The sequence below is a fragment of the Saccharothrix sp. CCNWYY140 genome (assembly GCF_037401995.1).
In the GTDB taxonomy this organism is placed as follows: Bacteria; Actinomycetota; Actinomycetes; order Mycobacteriales; family Pseudonocardiaceae; genus Actinosynnema.
Genome location: NZ_JBBEGC010000064.1, coordinates 12309 through 35867, shown reverse-complemented (window position 1 = coordinate 35867; position 23559 = coordinate 12309). Strand labels below are relative to the sequence as shown.

Sequence of the window (23559 nt, the reverse complement as noted above, 5' to 3'; positions counted from 1 at the left end):
GGTGTCGAAGAGCGTCGAGGACGTTCTCCCGCTCACCCCGCTCCAGCAGGGCATGGTCTTCCACGCCCTGCTCGGCGACCGGACCGACGTCTACACGGTGCAGACCGTGCTGCGGTTGGCCGGTCCGGTGGACGCCGAACGGCTCCACCGGGCCGTTTCCGCCCTCGTGGCCCGGCACGCGGTGCTGCGCGTCGCGTTCCGCACGCAGGCGTCGGGCCAGTTCGTGCAGGTCGTGCGGCGTGCGGTCGAGGTGCCGTGGCGGGTGGTGGACCAGCCGGCGGACTTCCGGGCCTTCCTGGACGCGGAGCGCGCGGAGCCGTTCGACCTGGGCCGGCCGCCGCTGGTCCGGTTCACCCTGGTCCGGTCGGGTGCCGAGCACGCGCTGGTGATCTCGTCCCACCACCTGCTGTGGGACGGCTGGTCGGCGCCGGTGCTGGTGCGCGAGCTGTTCGCCTTGTACGGCAACGAAGACCTGCCCCCGGTCCGCCCGTTCCGGGACTACTTGGCGTGGCTGTCCAAACAGGACAATGCTGCGGCGGTTGCCGCTTGGTCTTCGGCTTTGGCGGACCTCGACGGTCCGACGTTGGTCGGCTCGTCGGCGTCACCGGGTTCGCCTCGGCGCGCCGAGTACACCCTGTCCCCGGACGTCACCGCGGGCTTGACCCGCGTCGCCCGGGAGCACGGGCTGACCCTGAACTCCGTGGTCCAGTCGGCGTGGGCGCTGGTCCTGGCGTCCCTGACCGGCCGTGACGACGTCGTTTTCGGCGCCACGGTGTCCGGTCGGCACCCGGACGTGCCGGGTGTGGACACGATGGTCGGCCTGCTGATCAACACCGTGCCCACCCGCGTCCGCCTGCGCCCTGAGGAAACCCTTGCGGGCTTGGCCACGCGTGTGCAGGAAGAGCAGTCCCGCCTCCTGGACCACCAGCACCTGGGCCTGGCCGACATCCAGCAGGCCGCCGGCCGGTCGCCGCTGTTCGACACGCTCCTGGTGTTCGAGAGCTACCCCGGCACGGACCTGGCCCCGCCGCTGTCCGGCGTCGAGGTGCGCGACGCGACCCACTACCCGCTGGCGCTCCTCGTCGTGCCCGGCGACGCCCTGGTCCTGCGCCTCGACCACGATCCGTCCCGCTTCGACGGCGAGGCTGTGACCTCGGTGTTCGAGCGCGTACGGGACGTCCTGACCCGTTTCGCCACCGCGCCGACGCTTCCGGTGGCGCACCTGGAACTCCTCACGGCCGCCGAGCGTGAGCAGGTGGTCGTCGACGTCAACGCGACCGCCCACCCCGTCCCGTCGACGACCCTCACGGAGTTGTTGGCAGCACAGGCTTCCCGCACGCCGGACGCCCCCGCTGTCACCTTCGAGGGCGACACTCTGGCCTACTCCGAGCTGCACCGCCGCGCCGACGCTCTCGCCCGTGTCCTCGCGGGTCGGGGTGTGGGTCCCGGGGACGTTGTCGGTGTGCGCCTGGACCGTTCGCTGGACCTCGTCGTGGCCCTGCTGGCCGTGCTCCGGGCCGGGGCGGCTTACCTGCCGCTGGACCCGTCGTACCCGGCCGACCGGTTGGCCATGATGATCGAGGACGCAAGTCCCGCGGTCGTCCTGGAACCGGGACTGCGGTTGTCTGGCGAGCTCGCCGACCCCGTCTTGCCCACCCCGGCCGATGCTGCGTACGTCATCTACACGTCCGGTTCGACGGGTCGCCCCAAGGGTGTCGTCGTGGAACACCGTGCGATCGTCAACCGGCTCCTGTGGATGCAGGCCGAGTACGGCCTTGGCGTTGAGGACCGGGTCCTCCAAAAGACGCCGTCGAGCTTCGACGTGTCCGTGTGGGAGTTCTTCTGGCCCTTGATCACCGGCGCGACTCTCGTGGTCGCGAAGCCCGAGGGCCACAAGGACCCGGCGTACCTGGCCGACCTCATCGACCGCGAACGCGTGACAACCGTCCACTTCGTACCGTCGATGCTGAGGGCTTTCCTGGACTCGGGCGCACGCCCGACCACCCTGCGCCGGGTGATCTGTAGCGGCGAGGCCCTGCCCACGGACATCGCCACAACGCTTCCCCACACCCACAACCTCTACGGCCCCACCGAAGCCGCGGTGGACGTGACCTACTGGCCGGTGTCGGAGTCTGCGGGCCAGGGCACCGTCCCCATCGGCCGCCCGGTGTGGAACACCCAGGTCTACGTCCTGGACCGCCACCTGCGCCCGGTCCCGCCCGGGACTCCTGGTGAGCTGTACCTGGCCGGCGTCCAGCTGGCCCGCGGCTACCTGAACCGCCCGTCCCTGACCGCGAGCCGTTTCGTGGCCAACCCCTTCACCCCAGGCGACCGCCTGTACCGGACCGGCGACATCGTCCGCTGGACGGCCGGGGCGCTGGAGTACCTGGGCCGTTCGGACGACCAGGTGAAGCTGCGGGGCTTCCGGGTGGAACTGGGCGAGGTGGAAGCGGCCCTAGCCGCCCAACCAGGCGTCTCCGCAGCCGCCGCCGCTGTCCTGACCGACCGCCAGCAGCTGATCGGCTACGTCGTTCCCACAGCCCCTCGCGACCCCGAAATTGTCGGTACCCCGTGGGACAATGGAGACGGGGGCCGGAGGCCGGCGCTCGCGCCGGCACTCCCCGCAACTCCGCCGCTGGACCCGACGTCGCTCGATTCGGCAGCGCAGCCGGACCCGGACTCGCCGCTCGACCCGACGTCGCTCGACCCAGCCGCGCGGCAGGCCTCCGCCTCGCCGCTGGACTCAGCTTCGCTGCTGGACCCGCCGCCGCTCGGCCCGGGTGCGCGGCAGGCCTCCGCTTCGCCGCTCGGCCCGGCGTCGCCGCTCGGCCCGGCGTCGCCGCTCGGCCCGGCGTCGCCGCTCGGCCCGGCGTCGCCGCTCGGCCCGCCGCCGCTCGGCCCAGGTGCGCGGCCGGACTCGGCCTCGCGGCCCGGCCTGACCCCGCCGCTGGACCCGGTCGCGTTGCGGCGTGCGGTGGCGGAGTCGTTGCCCGAGCAGTTGGTGCCCTCGGCCATCGTCGTGCTGGACGCCCTGCCCCTCACCCCCAGCGGCAAGCTCGACCGCAAGGCCCTGCCCGTGCCGCAGGCCGCCGAAGCCCCCACCGACTCGGCAGCGCCCCGCGATCCGCGCGAGGAGATCCTGGCCGAGCTGTTCGCCGACGTCCTCGGCCTCGACCGGGTCGGCCGCGACGACGACTTCTTCGCCCACGGCGGCCACTCGCTGCTCGCCACCCGCCTGGTGAGCCGCATCCGCCGCACCCTCGGCGTCGACGTCCGGATCCGCGCGGTGTTCGACGCGCCGACCGTCGCCCGCCTCGCCCGGCACCTCGGCGGCACGACCACCCGACCCCCGCTGCACCCCCGGCAGCGCCCGGCCACCGTGCCGCTCTCGCCGGCCCAACGCAGCCTGTGGTTCCTCTACGAACTCGAGGGCCCGGACCCCGCGTACAACATCCCGCTCGCCGCGCACCTGACCGGTCCGCTCGACACCGACGCCCTCGACGCGGCGCTGACGGACGTCGTCGCCCGCCACGAGTCGCTGCGGACTCTGCTCAGCGCGGAGGGCCAGCACGTCCAGCCGCCGCAGGACGTCCGGTGCGCCCGGCACACCGACCGTGACGTGGACGAGTTCGTCGCGGAGGCCGCGCGGCGACCCTTCCGGCTGGACCGGGAGATCCCGTTCCGGGCGTCGCTGCTCGCCGTCGGTCCCGAGGAGCACGTGCTGGTCTTGGTGGTGCACCACTCTGCGGCCGACGAGTGGTCCGCCCGGCCGTTGTTGCGCGACCTGGCCACCGCTTACGCCGCGCGCCGGGCGAACCGCGTGCCGGAGTGGGCGCCGTTGCCGGTCCAGTATGCGGACTACACCTTGTGGCGGGAGGAGATCCCGGTCGAGGACCAGCGCGAGTTCTGGGTCCGGCGACTGGAGGACGTGCCCGAGGAACTCCCGCTCCCGACCGACCGGCCCCGGCCGCAGCGCCCGACCCGCGCGGCCGGCAGCGTGACCGTCGTGTTCCCGGACGGTCTCGCCGACCGGATGCGGGCGTTGGCGCGCAAGCAGGGCGTGACGGAACTGATGATCGGCCAGGCCGCGACCGCTGTCCTGCTGTCGGCCCTGGGCGCGGGCGAGGACGTCCCGCTGGGCACACCCGTCGCGGGCCGCACCGATGCCGCGCTGGACGACTTGGTGGGGTTCTTCGTCAATACGATCGTTTTGCGTACGATCGTTTCCGGAAACACCACTTTCCGCGAGCTGCTGGCCCGGGTGCGGGACACCGACTTGGACGCGTTCTCGCACCAGGACCTGCCGTTCGAGCGGGTGGTCGAGGTCGTGGCCCCGCCGCGCGCGCCGGGACGGCACCCGTTGTTCCAGGTGATGGTGTCGCACCGGGACGTCACCGCGACCGACCTGAGCCTGGAGGGGTTGACCGTCCGGCCGTTGGACGCGGGCGTGACCGGGGCGAAGTTCGACCTTGCGTTCCACTTCGGACCGGACGACTGCCAGATCACCTACGCGGCAGACCTGTTCGACCGGCCGACCGTCGACAGCTGGGCGCGCAGGCTCTGCCGACTGCTGACCGCACTGGTCGAGGCCCCGGACCGCCCGGTCGGCTTGGTGGACCTGCTCGACGACGAGGAACGCGCACAGCTGGCGTCCTTCAACGACACTGCGGAGGACCGCCCGGTCACCACGCTGCCCGCGATGGTCGAGGAGCAGGTGGCCCGCACGCCCGACGCTCCCGCGGTCGAGTTCCACGACGAGCGGTTGACCTACGCCGAGCTGAACACCCTCGCCGACGCGTTGGCCGATCGGTTGGTCGCGGTCGGGGTGGGGCCGGAGCGGACCGTCGGGATGCACTGGGAGCGGTCGCTGGAGTTGGTCGTCGGGCTGCTGGCGGTGGAGAAGGCGGGCGGCGCGTTCGTGCCGCTGGAGCCGTCGTGGCCGGCGCGGCGGATCGCGGAGGTCGCGGCGAGTGCCGGGCTGACGGCGGTGCTGAGCGGTGCCGGGCACGACGAGGCGGTGCGTGACCTGGGGATTCCGGTGGTGCACGTGGAGTTGGGCGGCCTCCGGCCCCCGTCTCCATTGTCCCACGGGGCACCGACAATTCCGGCGGGTGCTGCGGGTGCTGCGGGTGCTGCGGAAGCGGCGGGTGGCGCGAGTGTTGCGGATGCTGTGGGAGCGGCGGGTAACGCGGGAGCGGCGATCGCGGCGCGTTCCGAAGGGTTGGGGCTGGCGGCTTCTGCGACTGGCGGGGCGGGCGATGGCGAACCCAAGGTGGCGGCTGGCGCGGCGAGTGGTGGCGGGACTGCGGTTGCGGCGGGTGCCAGTGGGGCGGAGCTTGCGGTTGGTGTGGCGGGCGCTGGAGGAAAGCCTGGTGGGGGTGTTGAGCCTGAGGGGTTGGCGTATGTCATTTACACGTCTGGCTCTACCGGGGCGCCCAAGGGGGCGATGATTCGGCATCGGGCCATCACGCACCGGTTGTTGTGGCAGCGCGAGATGTTGGGGTTCGGGGCTGGGGATGCTGCCCTGTTCAAGGCGCCGCTCGGGTTCGACATCTCGATCAACGAGGTGTTCCTCCCGTTGGTCACCGGTGGCAAGGTGGTCATCGCCGAGCCCGGTGGTGAGCGGGACATCGAGTACATGCTCGGGCTGATCGAGCGGCACGGGGTGACGTTCACCTACCTGCCCTCCTCGATCCTCGACCTCCTGATCCAGGTGCCCGGGTTCGCCGAGCGTGCTCGGTCGTTGAAGCACGTCTGGTGTGGTGGCGAAGTCCTTACGCCCGAGTTGTTCCAGCGGTTCCGGGCGTTGAGCGGTGCGGTCATGTACCACGGGTACGGGCCTGCGGAAGCGACTATCGGGGTTAGTCACGTCGTGTACCGGGAACCGGATGCGATGCGGCGGGCGGTGTCGATCGGGCGGCCCAACGGGAACACGCGGCTGTACGTGCTGGACCGCCACCTTCGACAGGTGCCGGTGGACGTGCCGGGGGAGTTGTACGCGGGGGGCGTGTACCTGGGGCGTGGGTACATCAACGACCCCCGGCGCACGGCCGATCACTTTGTCGCCGATCCGTTCGGGCCGCCCGGGGAACGGCTCTACCGGACCGGGGACCTGGCGCGGTGGCGGGCCGATGGGACCTTGGAGTTCCTGGGGCGCGCGGACAACCAGATCAAGATCCGTGGCATGCGGGTCGAGCTGGAGGAGATCGAAGCGGTTCTGGAGCAGCACGGTGGCGTTCGGCGGGCCGTGGTGTTGTTGCGGGACAAGAAGTTGGTCGGGTACTGCCTGGGGACCGAGGTCGAAGGGCTTGGGGGCTGGTTGCGGACGCGGTTGCCTGATCACATGGTGCCGCAGCGGTTCGTGTTCCTGGACGAGTTCCCGTTGTTGCCCTCGGGCAAGGTCAACCGCAAGGCGCTGCCCGAACCCGCCCCCGAACCCGTGGGCGGCGGCCGGGACGCCGAGACCGAGGCCGAGAAGCTCCTGTGCGCGCTGATGGCCGAGGTCTTGCGGGTGCCGAAGGTGTCGCCGGAGGACAACTTCTTCTCGCTCGGCGGCGACAGCATCCAGTCCATCCAGTTCGTGGGCAAGGCGCGGGCGGCGGGGCTGCGGATCTCGCCGCGGCAGGTGTTCGAGTTCCAGAACGCCGCCGCGTTGGCCCGTGCGGTCGGCGAACCGCCGGTCCCGCACGACGAGGACCGTGCGCTGGGCGTGGGCGAGGTGCCGCTGACGCCGATCATGCGGTGGTGGGCCGAGTCCGGTGACCCGCGCATGGCGCAGGCGGCGTTGCTGCGCGTGCCGGCGGCGTCCGGGGCGCAGGTGTTCGAGGAGGCCGTGCAGGCGTTGCTCGACCACCACGACCTGCTGCGTGCCCGCCTGGTGGACGACGCACTCCACGTGCCGCCCGCCGGATCCGTGACCGCCGGCGTCGCCCACGTGCGGGTGAACGGCGATCTCGACGACCTTGTGCGCGCTGAGTACGAGCGGGCCGTCGCGGAACTCGACCCGGTGGGGGGTGTGCTGCTGCGGGCGGTGTGGTTCGACCTGGGGGAGAGCGAGCCCGGACGTCTGCTGCTCGTGCTGCACCACCTGGCGGTCGACGGTGTGTCGTGGCGCGTGCTCGCTGCGGACCTGGAGCAGGCCTTCACCGCGCGGCGGGAGGGGAATCCGGCGAAGCTCGACCCGGTTCCGACCTCTTTCCGCTGGTGGGCGCGCAATCTGCCGACGCCGGGGGAGGATGAGGCCGCCTGGTGGGAGCGCACGTTGCGTCCGGTTCGGCCTGTCGGCCGTGGGCCACGCCCCCCGGTATCCATTGTCCCACAGGGGTACGACAATTCCGCCGGTTCGGGCGAGGGGACGGCCGCGCCGGGAGAGCTGGAGACCGGCGTGGGGGAGCGCGGGGCCGGCACGGCGGTGGAGCGCGGGACCGATGCGCGCGTGGAGCGCGGGAGCGGTGCGAGTGTGGGGCGTCGGCCGGTGCTGACGGTGGGGCGGCGGACGGTTGAGATCGGTGGTGAGCAGGCGAAGGCGTTGTTGCGGGAGGTGCCGGCGGCGTTCCGGACTGGGACGCAAGAGGTGTTGTTGGCTGCCTTGGCGATCGCGTTGGGCACGCCTGAAACGGTTGCGCTTGAAGGGCACGGGCGGGAAGAGCATCTGGTGCCTGGTGCGGATCTGTCCCGGACGGTTGGATGGTTCACCACCGTCTATCCGGTTCGGCTCACACCGGCCACCACGCCGGGCGAAACGCTCAAGCAGGTCAAGGAAAGCCTGCGTGCTGTGCCTAACAACGGCATCGGGTACGGGCTGCTCGACAGCCGACCTGTGCCGGACCCGGAGATCAGTTTCAACTACCTGGGCCGGTTCGACGTCGGCGCTGTGGACGCCTTCTGGGTCCCGGCTCCCGAGAAGCTGCCCGAGCCGACCACCCAGCACCGGCCCCTGGAGCTGGACGTGGTCACCGAGGACCGGTCCGACGGGCCGGTCGTCAAGGCCACCTGGTCCTCCACGGGCCAGGTGCCGCACGACCTGATCACCCGGTGGCACGAGGCGTTGGACGCGCTGGTCGCCGAGGCCAGGACCGGGGTGTCCGGGCTGACGCCGTCGGACGTCCCGCTGGTGTCGCTCCGGCAGAACCAACTCGACAAGATCGCGGCGAAATGGCGGAAGAAGTGACCGACCCGACCGGCGACCACCCGACCGCCGACCACCCCAATGCCGACCCCATCGAGGACGTGCTGCCGCTGTCGCCGTTGCAGCAGGGCATGGTGTTCCACGCGGTGTACGACGAGGCCGCCGACGACGTCTACACGGTCCAGTTCGTGCTGGGCCTCACCGGCGACGTCGACCCGGACCGGCTGCGCGCCGCCGCCCAAGCCCTGCTGGACCGGCACGCCAACCTGCGTGCCGCGTTCGTGCACGAAGAGGTGGACGAGCCGGTCCAGGTGGTGTTGCGGGACGTCGAGTTGCCGTGGGAGTCGGTCGAGCTGACCGAGGACGAGTTCGCCGACTTCCTCGCGCGGGACCGCAACACCAAGTTCCAGCTCGACGACCCGCCGCTGCTGCGCATGACCCTGGTCAAGCTCGCACCCGGCGACTACCGGCTGGTGCTGAGCAACCACCACATCCTGCTCGACGGCTGGTCGCTGCCCCTGCTGGTCGGGGACCTCCTCGCCCTCTACCGGGGCACCCCGCCGCCCGCGCCCCGCCCCTTCCGGGACTACCTGGTGTGGCTGGCCAACCGCGACCGGGACGCCTCGACGGCAGCGTGGCTGGAGGCCCTGGGCGACCTCGAAGGCCCCACCCTGCTCGCCCCCGCGGCACCGAAGTCCCCCACCCGGCCGGACAAACTCCGCCTGGAGCTGCCGCAAGACCTGTCCGAACGCCTCTACGCCCGTGCCCGTGAGCACGGCCTGACCGTGAACACGGTCGTCCAAGGTCTGTGGGGCCTGCTGCTGGCCCGCCTGACCAACCGCGACGACGTCGTGTTCGGCGCGACGGTGTCCGGCCGCCCCGCCGACCTGCCGGGCGTGGAGGGCATGGTCGGCCTGTTCATCAACACGGTCCCGGTCCGCGTCCGCGCCCAGGGGACCCTGCTGGACGCCCTCGCCTCCGTGCAGGACGAGCAGGGCCGGCTGATCGAGCACCAGTACCTGGGCCTGACCGACGTGCAGCGCGCGGTCGGTCACGGTGACCTGTTCGACACGCTCGTGGTCTTCGAGAGCTACCCCGTCGACCGGGACGCCGTCGCGGCGGCCGAGCGGGACGCGGGCATCGCCATCAGCCGGGTCGAGGTCGAGGACTCCACGCACTACCCGCTCACCCTCGCGGTCGCGGCCGAGGAACAGTTGTCGGTGGTGTTCGAGCACCGCCCGGACGTGTTCCCGCGGACGTGGGCGGAGTCGGTGGCGGGCTGGTTCCGCCGGGCCGCCGAGGCTTTCGCCGCCGACCCGGCCACTCGGGTCACCCACCTGGACCTGCTGGGCGACGACGAGACCGCCGACCTGCGCCGCTACGGCACGGGCAAGGTGCTCGACGTGCCCGCCGCGACCCTGCCGGAGGTGCTGGCCGAGCAGGCCCGCCGCACACCCGACGCGCTCGCCATCGTCTCCGGGCCCCGCACCCTGACCTTCGCCGAGTTGAACACCCGGGCCAACCAGGTCGCCCGGGTCTTGGTGGAGCAAGGCGCCGGGCCGGAGCGGATCGTTGCCCTGAAGATGCCCGCCGGACCGGACATGCTGGTCGCGCTGCTGGCCGTGTTCAAGGCCGGCGCCGCCTACCTGCCGGTGGACCCGGAGTGGCCGGCCGAGCGCATCGACTTCATGCTCGCCGACGCCGACCCGGCGATCGTGCTGACCGAACTGCCCGACGTCACCGGCGTCCCGGGCGACGACCTGCCGACCGCCCCGCACCCGGAGCACCCCGCCTACGTCATCTACACCTCCGGCTCGACGGGCACGCCGAAGGCCGTCGTCGTGCCGCACCGGTCGATCCGCAACCTGCTGGTCAGCCACCGCGCCGACCTGTTCGACCCGGCGCAGGCCCGGCTGGGCCGCCCGCTGCGGGTGGCGCACGCGTGGCCGATGGCCTTCGACGCGTCCTGGCAGCCGATGCTGTGGATGTTCGCCGGGCACGAGATGCACCTGGTGCCCGCCGACGTCCGGCGCGATGCCGACCTGCTGCGCGCGTTCCTGGCCGACCACCGCATCGAGTTCGTGGAGCTGTCGCCGTCCCTGCTGGCCCAGGTCGCGTCCGAACCCGGCTGGCGCGGCGGGTTGAAGGTGCTGGGCGTGGGCGGTGAGGCGGTGCCGCCGTCGCTGTGGAAGTCGCTGCGCGAGGAACCCGACCTCGCCGTGTGGAACCTCTACGGGCCGACTGAGTGCACGGTCGACTCGGCCGCGTGCGACTTCGACCGGACCGAGAACCCGTGCATCGGCTCGCCGGTCGGCAACGCGCAGGCCTACGTGCTGGACCGGCACCTGCGGCCGTGCCCGGTGGGCGTCGAGGGCGAGCTGTACCTGGCGGGGGAGGGCCTGGCGCGCGGCTACCTCAAGCGGCCCGGCACCACGGCGGAGCGGTTCGTCGCCGACCCGTTCGGCCCGCCCGGCACCCGCATGTACCGGACCGGGGACGTGGCGCGGTGGAACGCCGAGGGCCTCATCGAGCTGCTGGGCCGGGTGGACGACCAGGTCAAGATCCGCGGGTTCCGCATCGAGCCCGGCGAGATCGAGGCCGTGCTGCTGCGCGACCCCCGCGTGGAGCGGGCGGTCGTGGTGCCGCGCGAGGACGTGCCCGGGGTCAAGCGGCTGGTCGCCTATGTCGTGGCGAGTGGCACGGACGGCCTGCGGGAACGGGTCGCCGCCGCCCTGCCCGAGCACATGGTGCCCGCCGCGGTCGTGGCCGTGGACCGGTTCCCGTTGACCCGCAACGACAAGCTCGACGTCAAGGCACTGCCCGCGCCCGACTACACCGCCACCACCTCCCGACCGCCGGCCACCGACCGCGAACGCCGGATCGCCGCCCTGGTCGCCGAGGTGCTGGGGCTGCCCGAGGTCGGCGCGGACGACAGCTTCTTCGCGCTGGGCGGGGACAGCATCGTGTCCATGCGGCTGGTCAGCAAGGCCCGCGGCGAGGGCTTGTCGTTCAGCCCCAAGGACGTCTTCGAGCACCGCACGGTCGCCGGTCTCGCCCGCGTCGCGCGCGAGGATGTCCAGGTCGGGGACTCCGACGCCGGGATCGGCGAGGTGCCGCTGACCCCGATGCTGCACTGGCTCGACGACAACGCCCCCTACGACCGGCTCAGCCAGGCCCGGCTGCTGTGCACGCCGCCCGAGCTGACCCGGGACCGGCTGGTGGAGCTGGTCGCGGCCCTGCTCGACCGCCACGACGTGCTGCGGGCAACCTTCGACGGCACCTTCACCGTCCGCCCGCGCGGCGCCGTGGACGCGCACGCCTGCGTCCGCCGGATCGACGCCGAGGAGCTGGAGCACGCCGACATCGCCGAGCTGCTCCCGGCCGTGCTGGAGGACGAACTGGCCGGGCTGCGGCCCGCGACCGGCGAGATGGTCCGGTTCGTGTGGTTCGACGCCGGCCCCACCCGCACCGGCCGCCTGCTGGTCCTGCTGCACCACCTGGTCGTGGACGGCGCGTCCTGGGGCGTGCTGGTGCCCGAGCTGGCCGACCTGTGGGCCGGGCGCGAGCTGCCGCCGGTCGGCACGTCGTTCCGCGAGTGGGCGCTGGGCCTGGTCGAGGCGGCGCGCGCGAGGACCGCGGAGCTCCCGCTGTGGCGGGACGTCCTGTCCGGCCCGGACCCCGTGCTCGGCACGCGCCGGCTCGACCCGGCCGTGGACACCCGCGCCACCATGCGCGCCACCCGCACATCCCTCGACGCCGACACCACCGCCGCGCTGCTGACCACCGTCCCCGCGCGGCACGGCGTCACCGTGGACGACGTCCTGCTCGCCGGCCTCGCGCACGCCGTGTCCCGGTGGCGCGGCACGCCCGACACCTCGCTCCTGCTCGCCCTGGAGGGCCACGGGCGGGAGGAGGCGGTCGTGCCCGGCGCGGACCTGTCCGGCACGGTCGGCTGGTTCACCAGCGTGTTCCCGGTCCGCGTGGACCCGGGCGACCTGACCGCGAGCGTCCACAAGGGACTGTTGCGGGTCAACGAGCAGCTCTCCCTGCCCGACAAGGGCATCGGCCACGGCCTGCTGCGCTACCTCAACCCCCGCACGGCCGCCGAGCTGGCCGCGTTGCCCGAGCCGCAGATCGAGTTCAACTACCTCGGCCGGCTCACCCTCGGGGAGAGCGAGGGCGAACCGTGGTCCGGCGCGCCCGAGGTGGGCGCGATGGGCGGCGGCGTGGACGACGCCATGCCCGCCCCGTACTGCCTGGTGCTCAACGTGCTGGTGCGCGGCGGCGTGCTCGAAGCGGACTGGCAGTGGCCGGCCGCCCTGTTCGACGAAGACCGGATCCAGCAGCTGTCGCGCGAGTGGTTCGCCGCGCTGACGCTGATCGCGAAGGAGACCCCTGGTGAGTGACCTGGCCGCCCGCAAGCGCGAACTGCTGCGCCGACGGCTGGCGCAGGCCGGTCTGGCGAGCACGACGCAGATCCCGAAGCGGACCTCCGACGACGACCTGCCGCTGTCCTACGCCCAGTCCCGCATGTGGTTCCTCCAGCAGATCGCGCCGCACAGCCCCGCCTACAACGTGTGCCTGGCGATCGAGCTGCGCGGCGCGCTGGACACCGCCGCCCTGCACCGCTCGTTCCAGCGGCTCGTGGAGCGGCACGAGGTCCTGCGCACCCGCTACACCGCCGGCGACGACGGCGAGCCACGCCAGGTGGTCGACCCGTACGCGGTGGTCACCATGCCCGAGTCCGACCTGCGCGGCCTGGCGCCCGAGGAGCGGGAGGAGACCGTCCGCAAGGTCGCGCGCGCCGAATCCGGGTACGTGTTCGACCTGCGCCGCGACCACCCGCTGCGACTGCGCCTGCTGCGCCGCGCCGACGACGACCACGTGCTGGTGCTCACCGTGCACCACATCGCGTGGGACGGCTTCACCTTCAACACCCTGTCCCGCGACCTGTCCGCGCTCTACCGCGAGGACACCACCGGACAGCCCTCGGGCCTGGAACCGCTGCCGGTGCAGTACGCGGACTTCGCGGTGTGGCAGCGCAAGACGTTCACCGACGAACGCCTGGCCCGCGACCTCGACCACTGGCGGCGCGCGCTGGACCCCATGCCGGAGAACCTGCCGCTGCCCACCGACCTGCCGCGCCCGGCGCTGCGCTCGGACCGGGGCGACCGCCGGTTCCGCACCTTCGACACCGCGGTCACCGACCGGATCGGCGAGTTCGCGCAGGCCCGGGGCGTCACGCCGTTCATGGTCGTGTTCGCCGCCTACGCGGCCCTGCTGGGCCGGTACACCGACGCCACGGACGTGCCGATCGGGTCGGCGTCGATGAACCGCGACGCCGGCGAGGTCGAACGGCTCATCGGCAACTTCGGCAACACGCTCGTGCTGCGCGCCGACCTGTCCGGCGACCCGACCTTCGCCGAGCTGGTGGCCCGCGTGCAGCGGGTGTGCACCGAGGGGTACGCCCACCAGGACCTGCCGTTCGACCTGCTGGTGGAACGCCTGCGCCCGCCGCGCGTGCCGGGCCGGTCGGTGCTGTTCGACGTCATGCTGCTGTTCCTGACCCAGGGCTTGCAGGGCTTCCAGCTGCCCGGGGTGGAGGCGAGCTGGGAGACCGTGCACAACGACACCACCCAGTTCGACCTGGCGCTGGAGGCGTTCCTGACCGACGGCCGGATGCGCGTCGAGGCGACCTACTCGACGGAGCTGTTCACGGCGTCCACCGTGGACCGCTTCCTGGCCCACCTGGAGCGCCTGCTGGCGGCGGGCTTGGCGGGTCCTGAGCTGCGGTTGAGCGACCTGGACTTCCTGGACGAGGGTGAACGCGCCGAGTTGACCGGTGTCGTGGTCGAGGTCCCGGAGACGACTCTGGCGGAGTTGCTGTCCGCGCAGGCCGACCGGACGCCGGATGCGACGGCGGTGGTGTTCGAGGGGTCTTCGCTTAGCTATGCCGAGCTGGATGGCCGTGCCGCGGAGTTGGCTGGTCGTCTGGCTGCTCGTGGTGTGGGTCCGGGGCACGTTGTGGGCGTGCGGATGGACCGTTCGCTCGATCTGATCGTTGCTTTGCTGGGTGTGGTGAAGGCCGGGGCGGCTTACTTGCCGTTGGACCGGTCGTACCCGGCTGATCGTCTGGCGATGATGATCGAGGACGCTCAGCCCACGGTCGTGCTGGAGCCGGGTCTGCTGGATGGTGAGACCGCTGAGGTGCGTCCGCCGACGCCGGGTGATGCGGCGTATGTCATCTACACGTCGGGGTCGACTGGTCGGCCCAAGGGTGTGGTTGTCGAGCACAGGGCGATCGTCAACCGGTTGTTGTGGATGCAGGATGAGTACGGGCTGACTCCTGCTGACCGGGTACTCCAGAAGACGCCGTCGAGTTTTGACGTGTCGGTGTGGGAGTTCTTCTGGCCGTTGATCACGGGCGCGACCTTGGTCGTGGCCAAGCCGGAGGGTCACAAGGACCCCGCGTATCTGGCTGATTTGATCAAGCGTGAGGGCGTGACGACGGTGCATTTCGTGCCGTCGATGTTGAGGGCTTTCGTCGAGTCGGGTGCTCGGCCGGAAGGTCTGCGGCGGGTGATCTGTAGCGGCGAGGCCTTGCCGTCCGATCTGGGGCGCGCCCTGCCGCACACCCACAACCTCTACGGCCCTACGGAAGCGGCCGTGGACGTGACGTACTGGCCGGTGGCGGAAGGCGCGGGCCAGGGCACGGTTCCCATCGGGCGGCCCGTGTGGAACACGGGGACGTACGTGCTGGACCGGTTCCTCAAGCCGGTCGGACCGGGTGTGGCGGGGGAGCTGTACCTGGGTGGTGTCCAGCTCGCGCGGGGCTACCTGAACCGGCCGGGGTTGACGGCGTCGCGGTTCGTGGCGAGTCCCTTCGAGGCTGGCGAGCGCCTCTACCGGACTGGTGACCTGGTGCGGTGGAACGGGGACGCGCTGGAGTACCTGGGGCGCACCGACGACCAGGTCAAGCTGCGCGGTTTCCGCATCGAGCTGGGCGAGGTCGAAGCCGCACTGACGGCACTCCCGGGTGTTCACGCGGCAGCGGCGACCGTCCACACCGGCCGCCAACAGCTCATCGCCTACGTCGTCCCCAGCGACAACGCCGGGAATGTCGGTGGTGCGTGGGATGATGGTGACGGGGGCCGGAGGCCGGCGCTCGATCCGATCGCGCTGCGCACGGCGGTCGCGACCACGCTGCCCGAGCAGCTCGTGCCCTCGACGATCGTGGTGCTCGACGCCCTCCCGCTGACCCCCAGCGGCAAGCTCGACCGCAAGGCGCTACCGGAACCCGAGCTCACCACGACCGCCCACGAAGAACCGCGCACCCGCGCCGAACGCACCCTCGCCGGCCTGTTCGCCGAACTGCTCGGCGTCGACCGCGTCGGCCGGCACGACGACTTCTTCGCCCTCGGCGGCCACTCCCTGCTGGCCACGCGCCTGGTCGGCCGGGTCCGCGCGGACCTCGGCGTCGAACTGGCCATCGGCGAGGTCTTCGACGCGCCCACGGTGGCCGGCCTCGTGACCCTGCTCGACGGCGGCGGTCGCAAGCGCCCCGCGCTCGCCCCGGTGCCCCGCCCGCGCCGCACCCCGCTGTCGTCGGCCCAGCAGCGCCTGTGGTTCCTCTACCGCCTGGAAGGCCCGAGCGCGACCTACAACGTCCCCTTCGCCGTCCGCATCGACGGCCGCCTGGACGTGGACGCCCTCACCCTCGCCCTCGCCGACGTGGTCCGCCGCCACGAGGTGCTGCGCACGGTCTACCCGGAGTTCGAGGGCAAGCCCTACCAGCAGGTCCTGGACGTCCTGCCGACCCTGGCCACCCACACCGGCGACCCGCGCGACGCCGCCGCCCGGAAGTTCGAGCTGGACCGCGAACCCCCGTTCGAGGCCAGGCTGTACCGGGTCGGCGACCACCACGTCCTGTCCCTGCTGACCCACCACATCGCCAGCGACGGCTGGTCCGCCGAACGCCTGGTCGCCGACCTCACCACCGCCTACACCGAACGCGAACGCGGCCGGACCCCCGGCTGGGCCCCGCTGCCGGTGCAGTACGCGGACTACGCGCTGTGGCAGCGGGACCTGCTCGGCACCGGCCCCAGGAGCCTCGCCGCCGAACAGCTCGCCCACTGGACCCGGGCGCTGGCCGGGCTGCCCGACGAGATCACCCTCCCCACCGACCGCCCCCGTCCCGCCGAGGCGACCTACGCCGGTGACGCCGTGCCGTTCCGGATCTCGCCGCGCACCCACCGGGCACTGGCGGACCTGGCGCGCCAGTCCGGCGGCACCGTGTTCATGGCCGTGCAGGCCGCGGTGGCGGCGTTGCTGAACCTGCTGGGCGCGGGCGAGGACGTGCCGATCGGCGCGCCGGTCGCCGGCCGCACGGACACCGCGCTGGACGGCCTGGTCGGGTTCTTCGTCAACAACCTGGTGCTGCGCAACGACCTGACCGGCGACCCGACCTACCGGCAGCTGCTGGACCGGGTGCGCCGCACCGACCTGGACGCCTTCGCCCACCAGGACCTGCCGTTCGAGCGGCTGGTGGAGGCGCTCAACCCGGCGCGTTCGCTGGGCAGGCACCCGCTGTTCCAGGTGATGCTCGCGTTCAACCAGGCCCCGGCGGGTCCGGTGCCCTTCGGCGCGGCGTCGCTGCGCGAGCAGCACGTCGACTTCTACACCGCCCGCCTGGACCTCTCGTTCCACCTGTTCGAGCACGGTGTCGACGGCGGCCTGGACGGCTGGCTGGTCTACGCCGAGGACCTGTTCGACCGGTCCACTGTGGACGGTGTGGTGGCGCGGTTCGTGCGCCTGCTGGACGACCTGGTCGCCGCGCCGGACCGCCCGCTGTCCCGGGTGTCGGCGCTCCTGCCGGGCGAACCCGCCGAGCTGACCGGCGCCGTGGTCGACGTGCCGGAGACGACCCTGGCGGAGCTGCTCACCACCAAGGCCGCACGGACTCCCGATGCGGTGGCGGTGGTGTTCGAGGGCATCTCCTTGACCTATGCCGAGTTGAATGCGCGTGCCGCGGAGTTGGCTGGTCGTCTGGCTGCTCGTGGTGTGGGTCCGGGTCATGTTGTGGGCGTGCGGATGGACCGTTCGCTCGATCTGATCGTGGCTTTGTTGGGTGTGGTGAAGGCCGGGGCGGCTTACTTGCCGTTGGATCCGTCGTACCCGGCTGATCGTCTGGCGATGATGATCGAGGACGCTCAGCCCACGGTCGTGCTGGAGCCGGGCCTGCTGGACGGTGAGACCGCTGAGGTTTGCCCGCCGACGCCGGGTGATGCGGCGTATGTCATCTACACCTCTGGGTCGACGGGTCGGCCCAAGGGTGTGGTGGTGGAGCATCGGGCGATCGTCAACCGGTTGTTGTGGATGCAGGCCGAGTACGGGCTGACGGCGAGTGATCGGGTTCTCCAGAAGACGCCGTCGAGTTTTGACGTGTCGGTGTGGGAGTTCTTCTGGCCGTTGATCACGGGTGCGACCTTGGTCGTGGCCAGGCCGGAGGGTCACAAGGATCCGGCGTATCTGGCTGATTTGATCAAGCGTGAGGGTGTGACGACGGTGCATTTTGTGCCGTCGATGTTGAGGGCTTTCGTCGAGTCGGGTGCTCGGCCGGAGAGTCTGCGGCGGGTGATCTGTAGTGGCGAGGCCTTGTCGTCGGACATCGCGCAAGCCCTCCCGCACACCCACAACCTCTACGGCCCCACGGAAGCCGCCGTCGACGTGACCTACTGGCCGGTGTCCGAAGGTGCCGGCGACACCACGGTGCCGATCGGCCGCCCGGTGTGGAACACGCAGCTCTACGTCTTGGACCGTGCCCTGCGCCCGGTTCCGCCGGGTGTGGCGGGGGAGCTGTACTTGGGTGGTGTCCAGCTCGCGCGGGGCTACCTGAACCGGCCAAGCCTCACGGCGTCCCGGTTCGTGGCGAGTCCCTTCGAGGCTGGCGAGCGGCTTTACCGGACCGGTGACCTCGTGCGTCGGACCGGGGACGCGCTGGAGTACCTGGGCCGCACCGACGACCAGGTCAAGCTCCGCGGTTTCCGCATCGAGCTGGGCGAGGTCGAGGCCGCCGCGAGCAAGCTCGACGGCGTTCGGCAGGTGGCGGTGGCGGTGCGGGACGACCGGCTGGTCGCCTACGTCGTCGGCCGCGCCGACATCCGGGACGAGCTGGCGCGGGAGCTGCCCGAGCACATGGTCCCGGCGGTGGTCGTCGAGCTGGACGCCCTCCCGCTGACCCCGAGCGGCAAGCTGGACCGCAAGGCCCTGCCCGCCCCGGACTTCGCGACGCTGGCCGGTCGAGCGGAGCCGAGCACCGAACGCGAAGCCGTGCTGTGCGCGCTGTTCGCCGACGTCCTCGGGTTGCCGCAGGTCGGCGCGCAGGACAGCTTCTTCGCGCTGGGTGGCGACAGCATCATGTCCGTGCAGCTGGTCAGCCGCGCCCGCAAGGCCGGGGTGGTGATCACGCCGAGGCAGGTGTTCGAGCACCGCACCCCCGCCGCGCTGGCTGCGCTCACCTCGGCCGCCGTGGTCGCGGCCGACGACCCGGTGGGCCGGGTCGAGCCGACGCCGATCATGCGGTGGACCAAGGGCGGCCTGAGCCAGGCGATGCTCCTGGTGGCGCCGGAAGGGCTCACCGAGGACGGCCTGGTCCGCACGGTCCAGGCGGTGCTGGACCGGCACGACGTGCTGCGCGCCCGCTGGGACGGCAGCACGCTGGTCGTGCCCGAGGAGTCCTTCGACGCCAAGGAGGTCGTCCGCCGCGCCGAACGCGGGCTGGACGCCGAGCTGCTCGCCGCCCGCGACCGCCTCACGCCCGACCGGCTGGTCCAGGTGGTGTGGTTCGCGCCGGACCGGGTGCTGGTCGTGGCCGACCACCTGGTCGTGGACGGCGTCTCGTGGCGCGTCATCACCGACGACCTCGCCGACGCCTGGGCGGGCCGGCCGCTGACCCGCACCGGCACGTCTTTCCGCCGCTGGGCCGAGCTGCTCGCCGCCCAGGACCGCGGCGGCGAGACGGGGCTGTGGCGGGACGTCCTCGACGGCGCGGACCCCGTGCTGACCCGCGGCGGCGGGCACGTCACCGCGTTCTCGGTGCCGCTGCCGGACGGCGCGGAGCAGGCCGGGGTGCGGGAGCTGCTGCTGTCGGCGTTCGCGCAGGCGCTGGAGTCGTGGCGCGGGCGCGGCGGTGACGTGGTGGTGGCCGTGGAAGGGCACGGGCGCGAGGAGCACATCGCGCCCGGCGTGGACCTGTCCGCCACGGTCGGCTGGTTCACCACGATCTTCCCGGTCCGGCTGCGGCCCGGGATGCGGCTGCGGGACGTGAAGGACCAGCTGGACTCGCTGCCCGACAACGGCATCGGCTACGGCCTGGTCCGGCCGCTCGCGGGTCTGCGGGAGCCGACGATCGTGGTCAACTACCACGGCCGGCTGCGCCAGGGCGACGGGTCGCCGTGGACGCCCGCGCCCGAGGTGCCGTGGCTGCGGGTCCCGCCGAAGGTCGAGCACTGGGCGTTGGAGGTCAACGCCGTCGTCATCGGCGACGAGCTGCGGGTGGAGGTGGTCGGGGCCGACGAACCCGGCCTGGTCGGGTCGTTCCGCACCGCGCTGGCCGGCAGCGCGCCGACCACGCGCGACACGGCCCTGGTGGACGTTTCCGAAGAAGAGATCGACGAGTTCGAAGTGGAGCTGGGCACGTGGTGAGTCAGCAGCCGACAGCGGGCGAACTTCTGCGCGAGGTCACCGACCTGTTGGGCCCCGAGGCCGAGGGCCTGTCCGAGCAGGACAGCCTGATCGAGTGGGGCCTGGACTCCATCCAGCTCATGCAGGTGGCGAACCAGTGGCGGCGGCGCGGCATCAAGGTGCCCTTCGCGCTGCTGGCCAAGCGCCCGACGCTGGCGGGCTGGCGGGAGATCCTGGCCGAGGCGGCCGGCGTCGCGCCCGAACCCGAGGTCCGGGTCGAGGTGGACGAGGACGCGCCGTTCCCGCTGGCCCTCATGCAGCACGCGTACTGGATCGGCCGCGACGAGGAAGCCGCGCTCGGGTCCGTCGCCGCCCACCTCTACGTCGAGTTCGACGGCCCCGACCTGGACCCCGACCGGCTCGCGGCGGCGGTGCGCAAGCTGGTGGCCCGGCACGGGATGCTGCGCGCGGAGTTCGGCGACGACGGCCGCCAGCGCATCCTCCCCGAACGCCGCCAGGACCCGCTGGTCCTGCACGACCTGCGGGAGGCCGCGGAGGACGTGGTGGCGCGGCGGTTGGAGGAGCTGCGGGACGCCTCCTCGCACGCCCGGCTGGACGTGGCGCGCGGCGAGGTGTTCAAGATCCAGCTCTCCCGCCTGCCGGGTGGCAAGGCGCGGCTGCACGTGGACGTCGACATGCTCGCGGCGGACGCGTTGAGCTACCGGGTGTTGCTGGCCGACCTGGCCCGGTTCTACGACGAGCCCGACTACGAGCCCGCTGCGATTTCCTACAGCTACCCGCGTTACCTGGCCGAACGCGAGGTCACCAAGGCCGCCGAGCGGGCGCAGGCGCGGGAGTGGTGGCAGCACCGCGTCCCCGAACTGCCGACCGCGCCCGACCTGCCGCTGTCGGACGCCGCGTCGTCCCGCGTGACCCGTCGCCACCACTGGCTGGCCCCGGAGGACCGCAAGCGCCTGGCCGCCCGCGCCCACGAGCACGGCGTCACCCCGGCGATGGCGGTGGCCACCGCGTTCGCCGAGACGCTGTCGGCGTGGAGCGCGCAGCCCCGGTTCCTGATGAACCTGCCCATGTTCGACCGGCAGAGCACCCACCCCGAGGTGGACCAGCTGGTCGGCGACTTCACCTCCTCCGTGCTGCTGGAGGTGGACCTGTCGGAGGAGGCGTCGTTCGCCGAGCACGCCAAGGCGTTGCAGGCCCGCATGCACGAGGACGCCGCCCACGCCGCGTACTCCGGTGTCGAGGTGCTGCGCGACCTGTCCCGCCACCACGGTGAGCAGGTGCTGGCGCCGGTGGTGTTCACCAGCGCGCTGAACCTGGGCGAGCTGTTCGACGCGCGGGTGCGGCGGTGCTTCGGCGAGGCGGTGTGGATCATCTCGCAGGGGCCGCAGGTGTTGCTCGACGCGCAGGTCACGGAGGTCGACGAGGGTCTGCTGATCAACTGGGACGTGCGGGAGGGCTCGTTCCCGCCTGGTGTCGTGGACGCGATGTTCGCCGCGTTCCGGGACCTGGTCACCGGGTTGGGGCAGCGGGACGAGGTGTGGTCGCGGTCGGTGGGGAACGTGCTGCCGGCTGGTCAGCTGGAGGTTCGGGCTCGGGTCAACGCGACTGACGGGCCGCGGAGTTCGGGCTTGTTGCAGGACGGGTTCTTCGCGCGGGCCGCGGAGACGCCGGACGCGCCTGCGGTGTTGTGGGGGCGCGATGGGGTGCAGACGTACGGCGAATTGGCGGACCGGGCTTTGCGGATCGCGGCTTCCTTGCGGGACAAGGGGGTTGGGGTCGGGGACCTGGTGGGGGTGAGTCTGCCCAAGGGGCCGGACCAGGTCGCGGCTGTGCTGGGTGTGTTGGCGGCTGGGGCGGGGTATGTGCCGATCGGGGTGGACCAGCCTGCCGCGCGGGCCGAGCGGATTCGGCGTATTGCTGGGCTTTCGGTGGTGCTGACGGATTTGTCCGCTGAGGTTGAGCCGCTGGTTGAGCCTGTGCGTTGTGGTGAAGAGGATGTTGCGTATGTGCTGTTCACGTCCGGCTCGACTGGGGAGCCGAAGGGCGTGGAGGTGCCGCATCGGGCGGCGGTGAACACTGTTGAGGATTTGAACGAGCGGTTTGGGGTTGGGCCCGGGGATCGGTGCCTTGCGGTGTCGGCGCTGGAGTTCGATCTGTCGGTGTACGACATCTTCGGGGTGTTGGCGGCTGGTGGCGCGGTCGTGCTGGTGGAGGAGGGCGAGCGGAAGGACGCTCGGCAGTGGGTCGAGTTGGTGGTCGGTCGTGGGGTGACGCTGGTCAACTGTGTGCCGGCGTTGCTGGACATGTTGCTTGCTGCGGCCCGGCCTGGTGAGTTGTCCGGCTTGCGCACGGTGTTGTTGGGTGGTGACTGGGTCGGCACGGACTTGCCGGGGCGGGTGCACGAGCAGTCGCCGTCGTGCCGGTTCGTGGGGCTGGGTGGCACTACCGAGACCGCGATTCACTCGACGGTGTGCGAGGTGACGGAGGTGCCGCCGCACTGGCGGTCCGTTCCTTATGGGACGCCGTTGCGGAACGTCGCGCTGCGGGTGGTGGACGTGCGGGGTCGGGACTGTCCGGACTGGGTCACCGGTGAGCTGTGGATCGGTGGCGCGGGGGTGGCGCACGGGTACCGCGCCGATCCGGAGCGGACGGCGGACCGGTTCGTCGGGTTCGAGGGGCGGCGGTGGTACCGGACCGGGGATCTGGCGCGGTACTGGCCGGATGGGACGGTCGAGTTCCTGGGGCGTCGGGATCACCAGGTGAAGGTGCGTGGGATGCGCATCGAGTTGGGTGAGGTCGAGGCGGCGTTGGCCGAGTTCCCCGGGGTGCGGCGGGGTGTGGCAGGGGTTGCCGGGGTTGCTGGGGCGCAACTGGTGGCGGCTGTTGCGGGGGCGGTGGACGGGGAGGAGGTGCGTGAGTTTGTGCGCAGCTTGTTGCCGCCTCACATGGTGCCGGTGCGGGTTGTTGTGCTGGACGAGATGCCGTTGACCGCTAATGGCAAGGTTGATCGCAAGGCTGTGGCTGGGCAGTGGCAGGCTGAGGTTGATTCTTATGTGGCCCCGGGTTCGGCTGTCGAGCAGGTGTTGGCGAAGGTGTGGGCTGAGGTGTTGGGGGTTGAGCGGGTCGGGGTGGATGACCCGTTCTTTGGGCTGGGTGGGGATTCCGTGCTGGCGACGATGATTGTCGGGCGGGTGCGGGAGGCGTTGGACACGGCCGAGGTGACTGTGCGGACGTTGTTCGGGGCGTTGACTGTGGGGGGTATGGCGGCTCGGATGGTGGCTGAGGAGTCTGTGCCGGGGCGGTTGGAGCAGGTGGCGGAGATCTTCCTGGAGGTTGACGCTTTGTCGGCGGAAGATCTGGAAGCCCAGTTGTAGCTTCGCTCCTTTGGGACGCGCTGCGCGCTGTTGGGACGCGCTGGCGCGCTCTCAAGATTAAAAGCGGCGCTCGCCGCGCGGCAGGCCCCCGGGGGTGGAAGGGCGTCGGTTCCTTCCCCCCCGTACGGCCTGCCGGAGGCAACCACCCTTTGGCCCTCTTTGCAACCGGTGAAGCGTGGTTGCAAAGAGGGCCAAAGCGCGGTTGGGCTTCGCCCAGGCCGTACGGGGGGGAAGGAACCGAGGCCCTTCCTGTGGCTGGCAGCCACTCCGAGCGCCTTCGGCGCGGAAAGCCTGCGCCTGCGGCGCGTAGGGCGGCGGGTGCGGCGGGTGCGGGGCGGGGGTAGTGGGGACGGC

The 23559-nt window shown here is 71.8% G+C and carries 4 protein-coding genes; all 4 read left to right on the top strand.

Going from position 1 to position 23559, the window contains the following annotated elements; all coding sequences use genetic code 11:
- Position 1 precedes the first annotated feature (1 nt).
- From WBN91_RS25040 to WBN91_RS25025, 4 genes are read left to right on the top strand one after another with little or no spacing between them, the layout of a single operon-like run.
- Positions 2 to 8170, top strand: coding sequence for an amino acid adenylation domain-containing protein (locus WBN91_RS25040; protein ID WP_337729404.1), 8169 nt, complete (start codon positions 2 to 4; stop codon positions 8168 to 8170).
- Positions 8155 to 12534, top strand: a complete 4380-nt coding sequence (locus WBN91_RS25035) for an amino acid adenylation domain-containing protein (RefSeq protein WP_337726827.1) — start codon at positions 8155 to 8157, stop codon at positions 12532 to 12534. Before WBN91_RS25040 ends, WBN91_RS25035 begins: the two co-directional genes overlap by 16 nt.
- Positions 12527 to 19831, top strand: a complete 7305-nt coding sequence (locus tag WBN91_RS25030; RefSeq protein ID WP_337726826.1) for an amino acid adenylation domain-containing protein — start codon at positions 12527 to 12529, stop codon at positions 19829 to 19831. Before WBN91_RS25035 ends, WBN91_RS25030 begins: the two co-directional genes overlap by 8 nt.
- Complete coding sequence (locus tag WBN91_RS25025; RefSeq protein WP_337726824.1) at positions 19825 to 23205, top strand: non-ribosomal peptide synthetase; 3381 nt, start codon at positions 19825 to 19827, stop codon at positions 23203 to 23205. The genes WBN91_RS25030 and WBN91_RS25025 overlap by 7 nt, the downstream gene beginning before the upstream one ends.
- Positions 23206 to 23559: the final 354 nt, after the last annotated feature.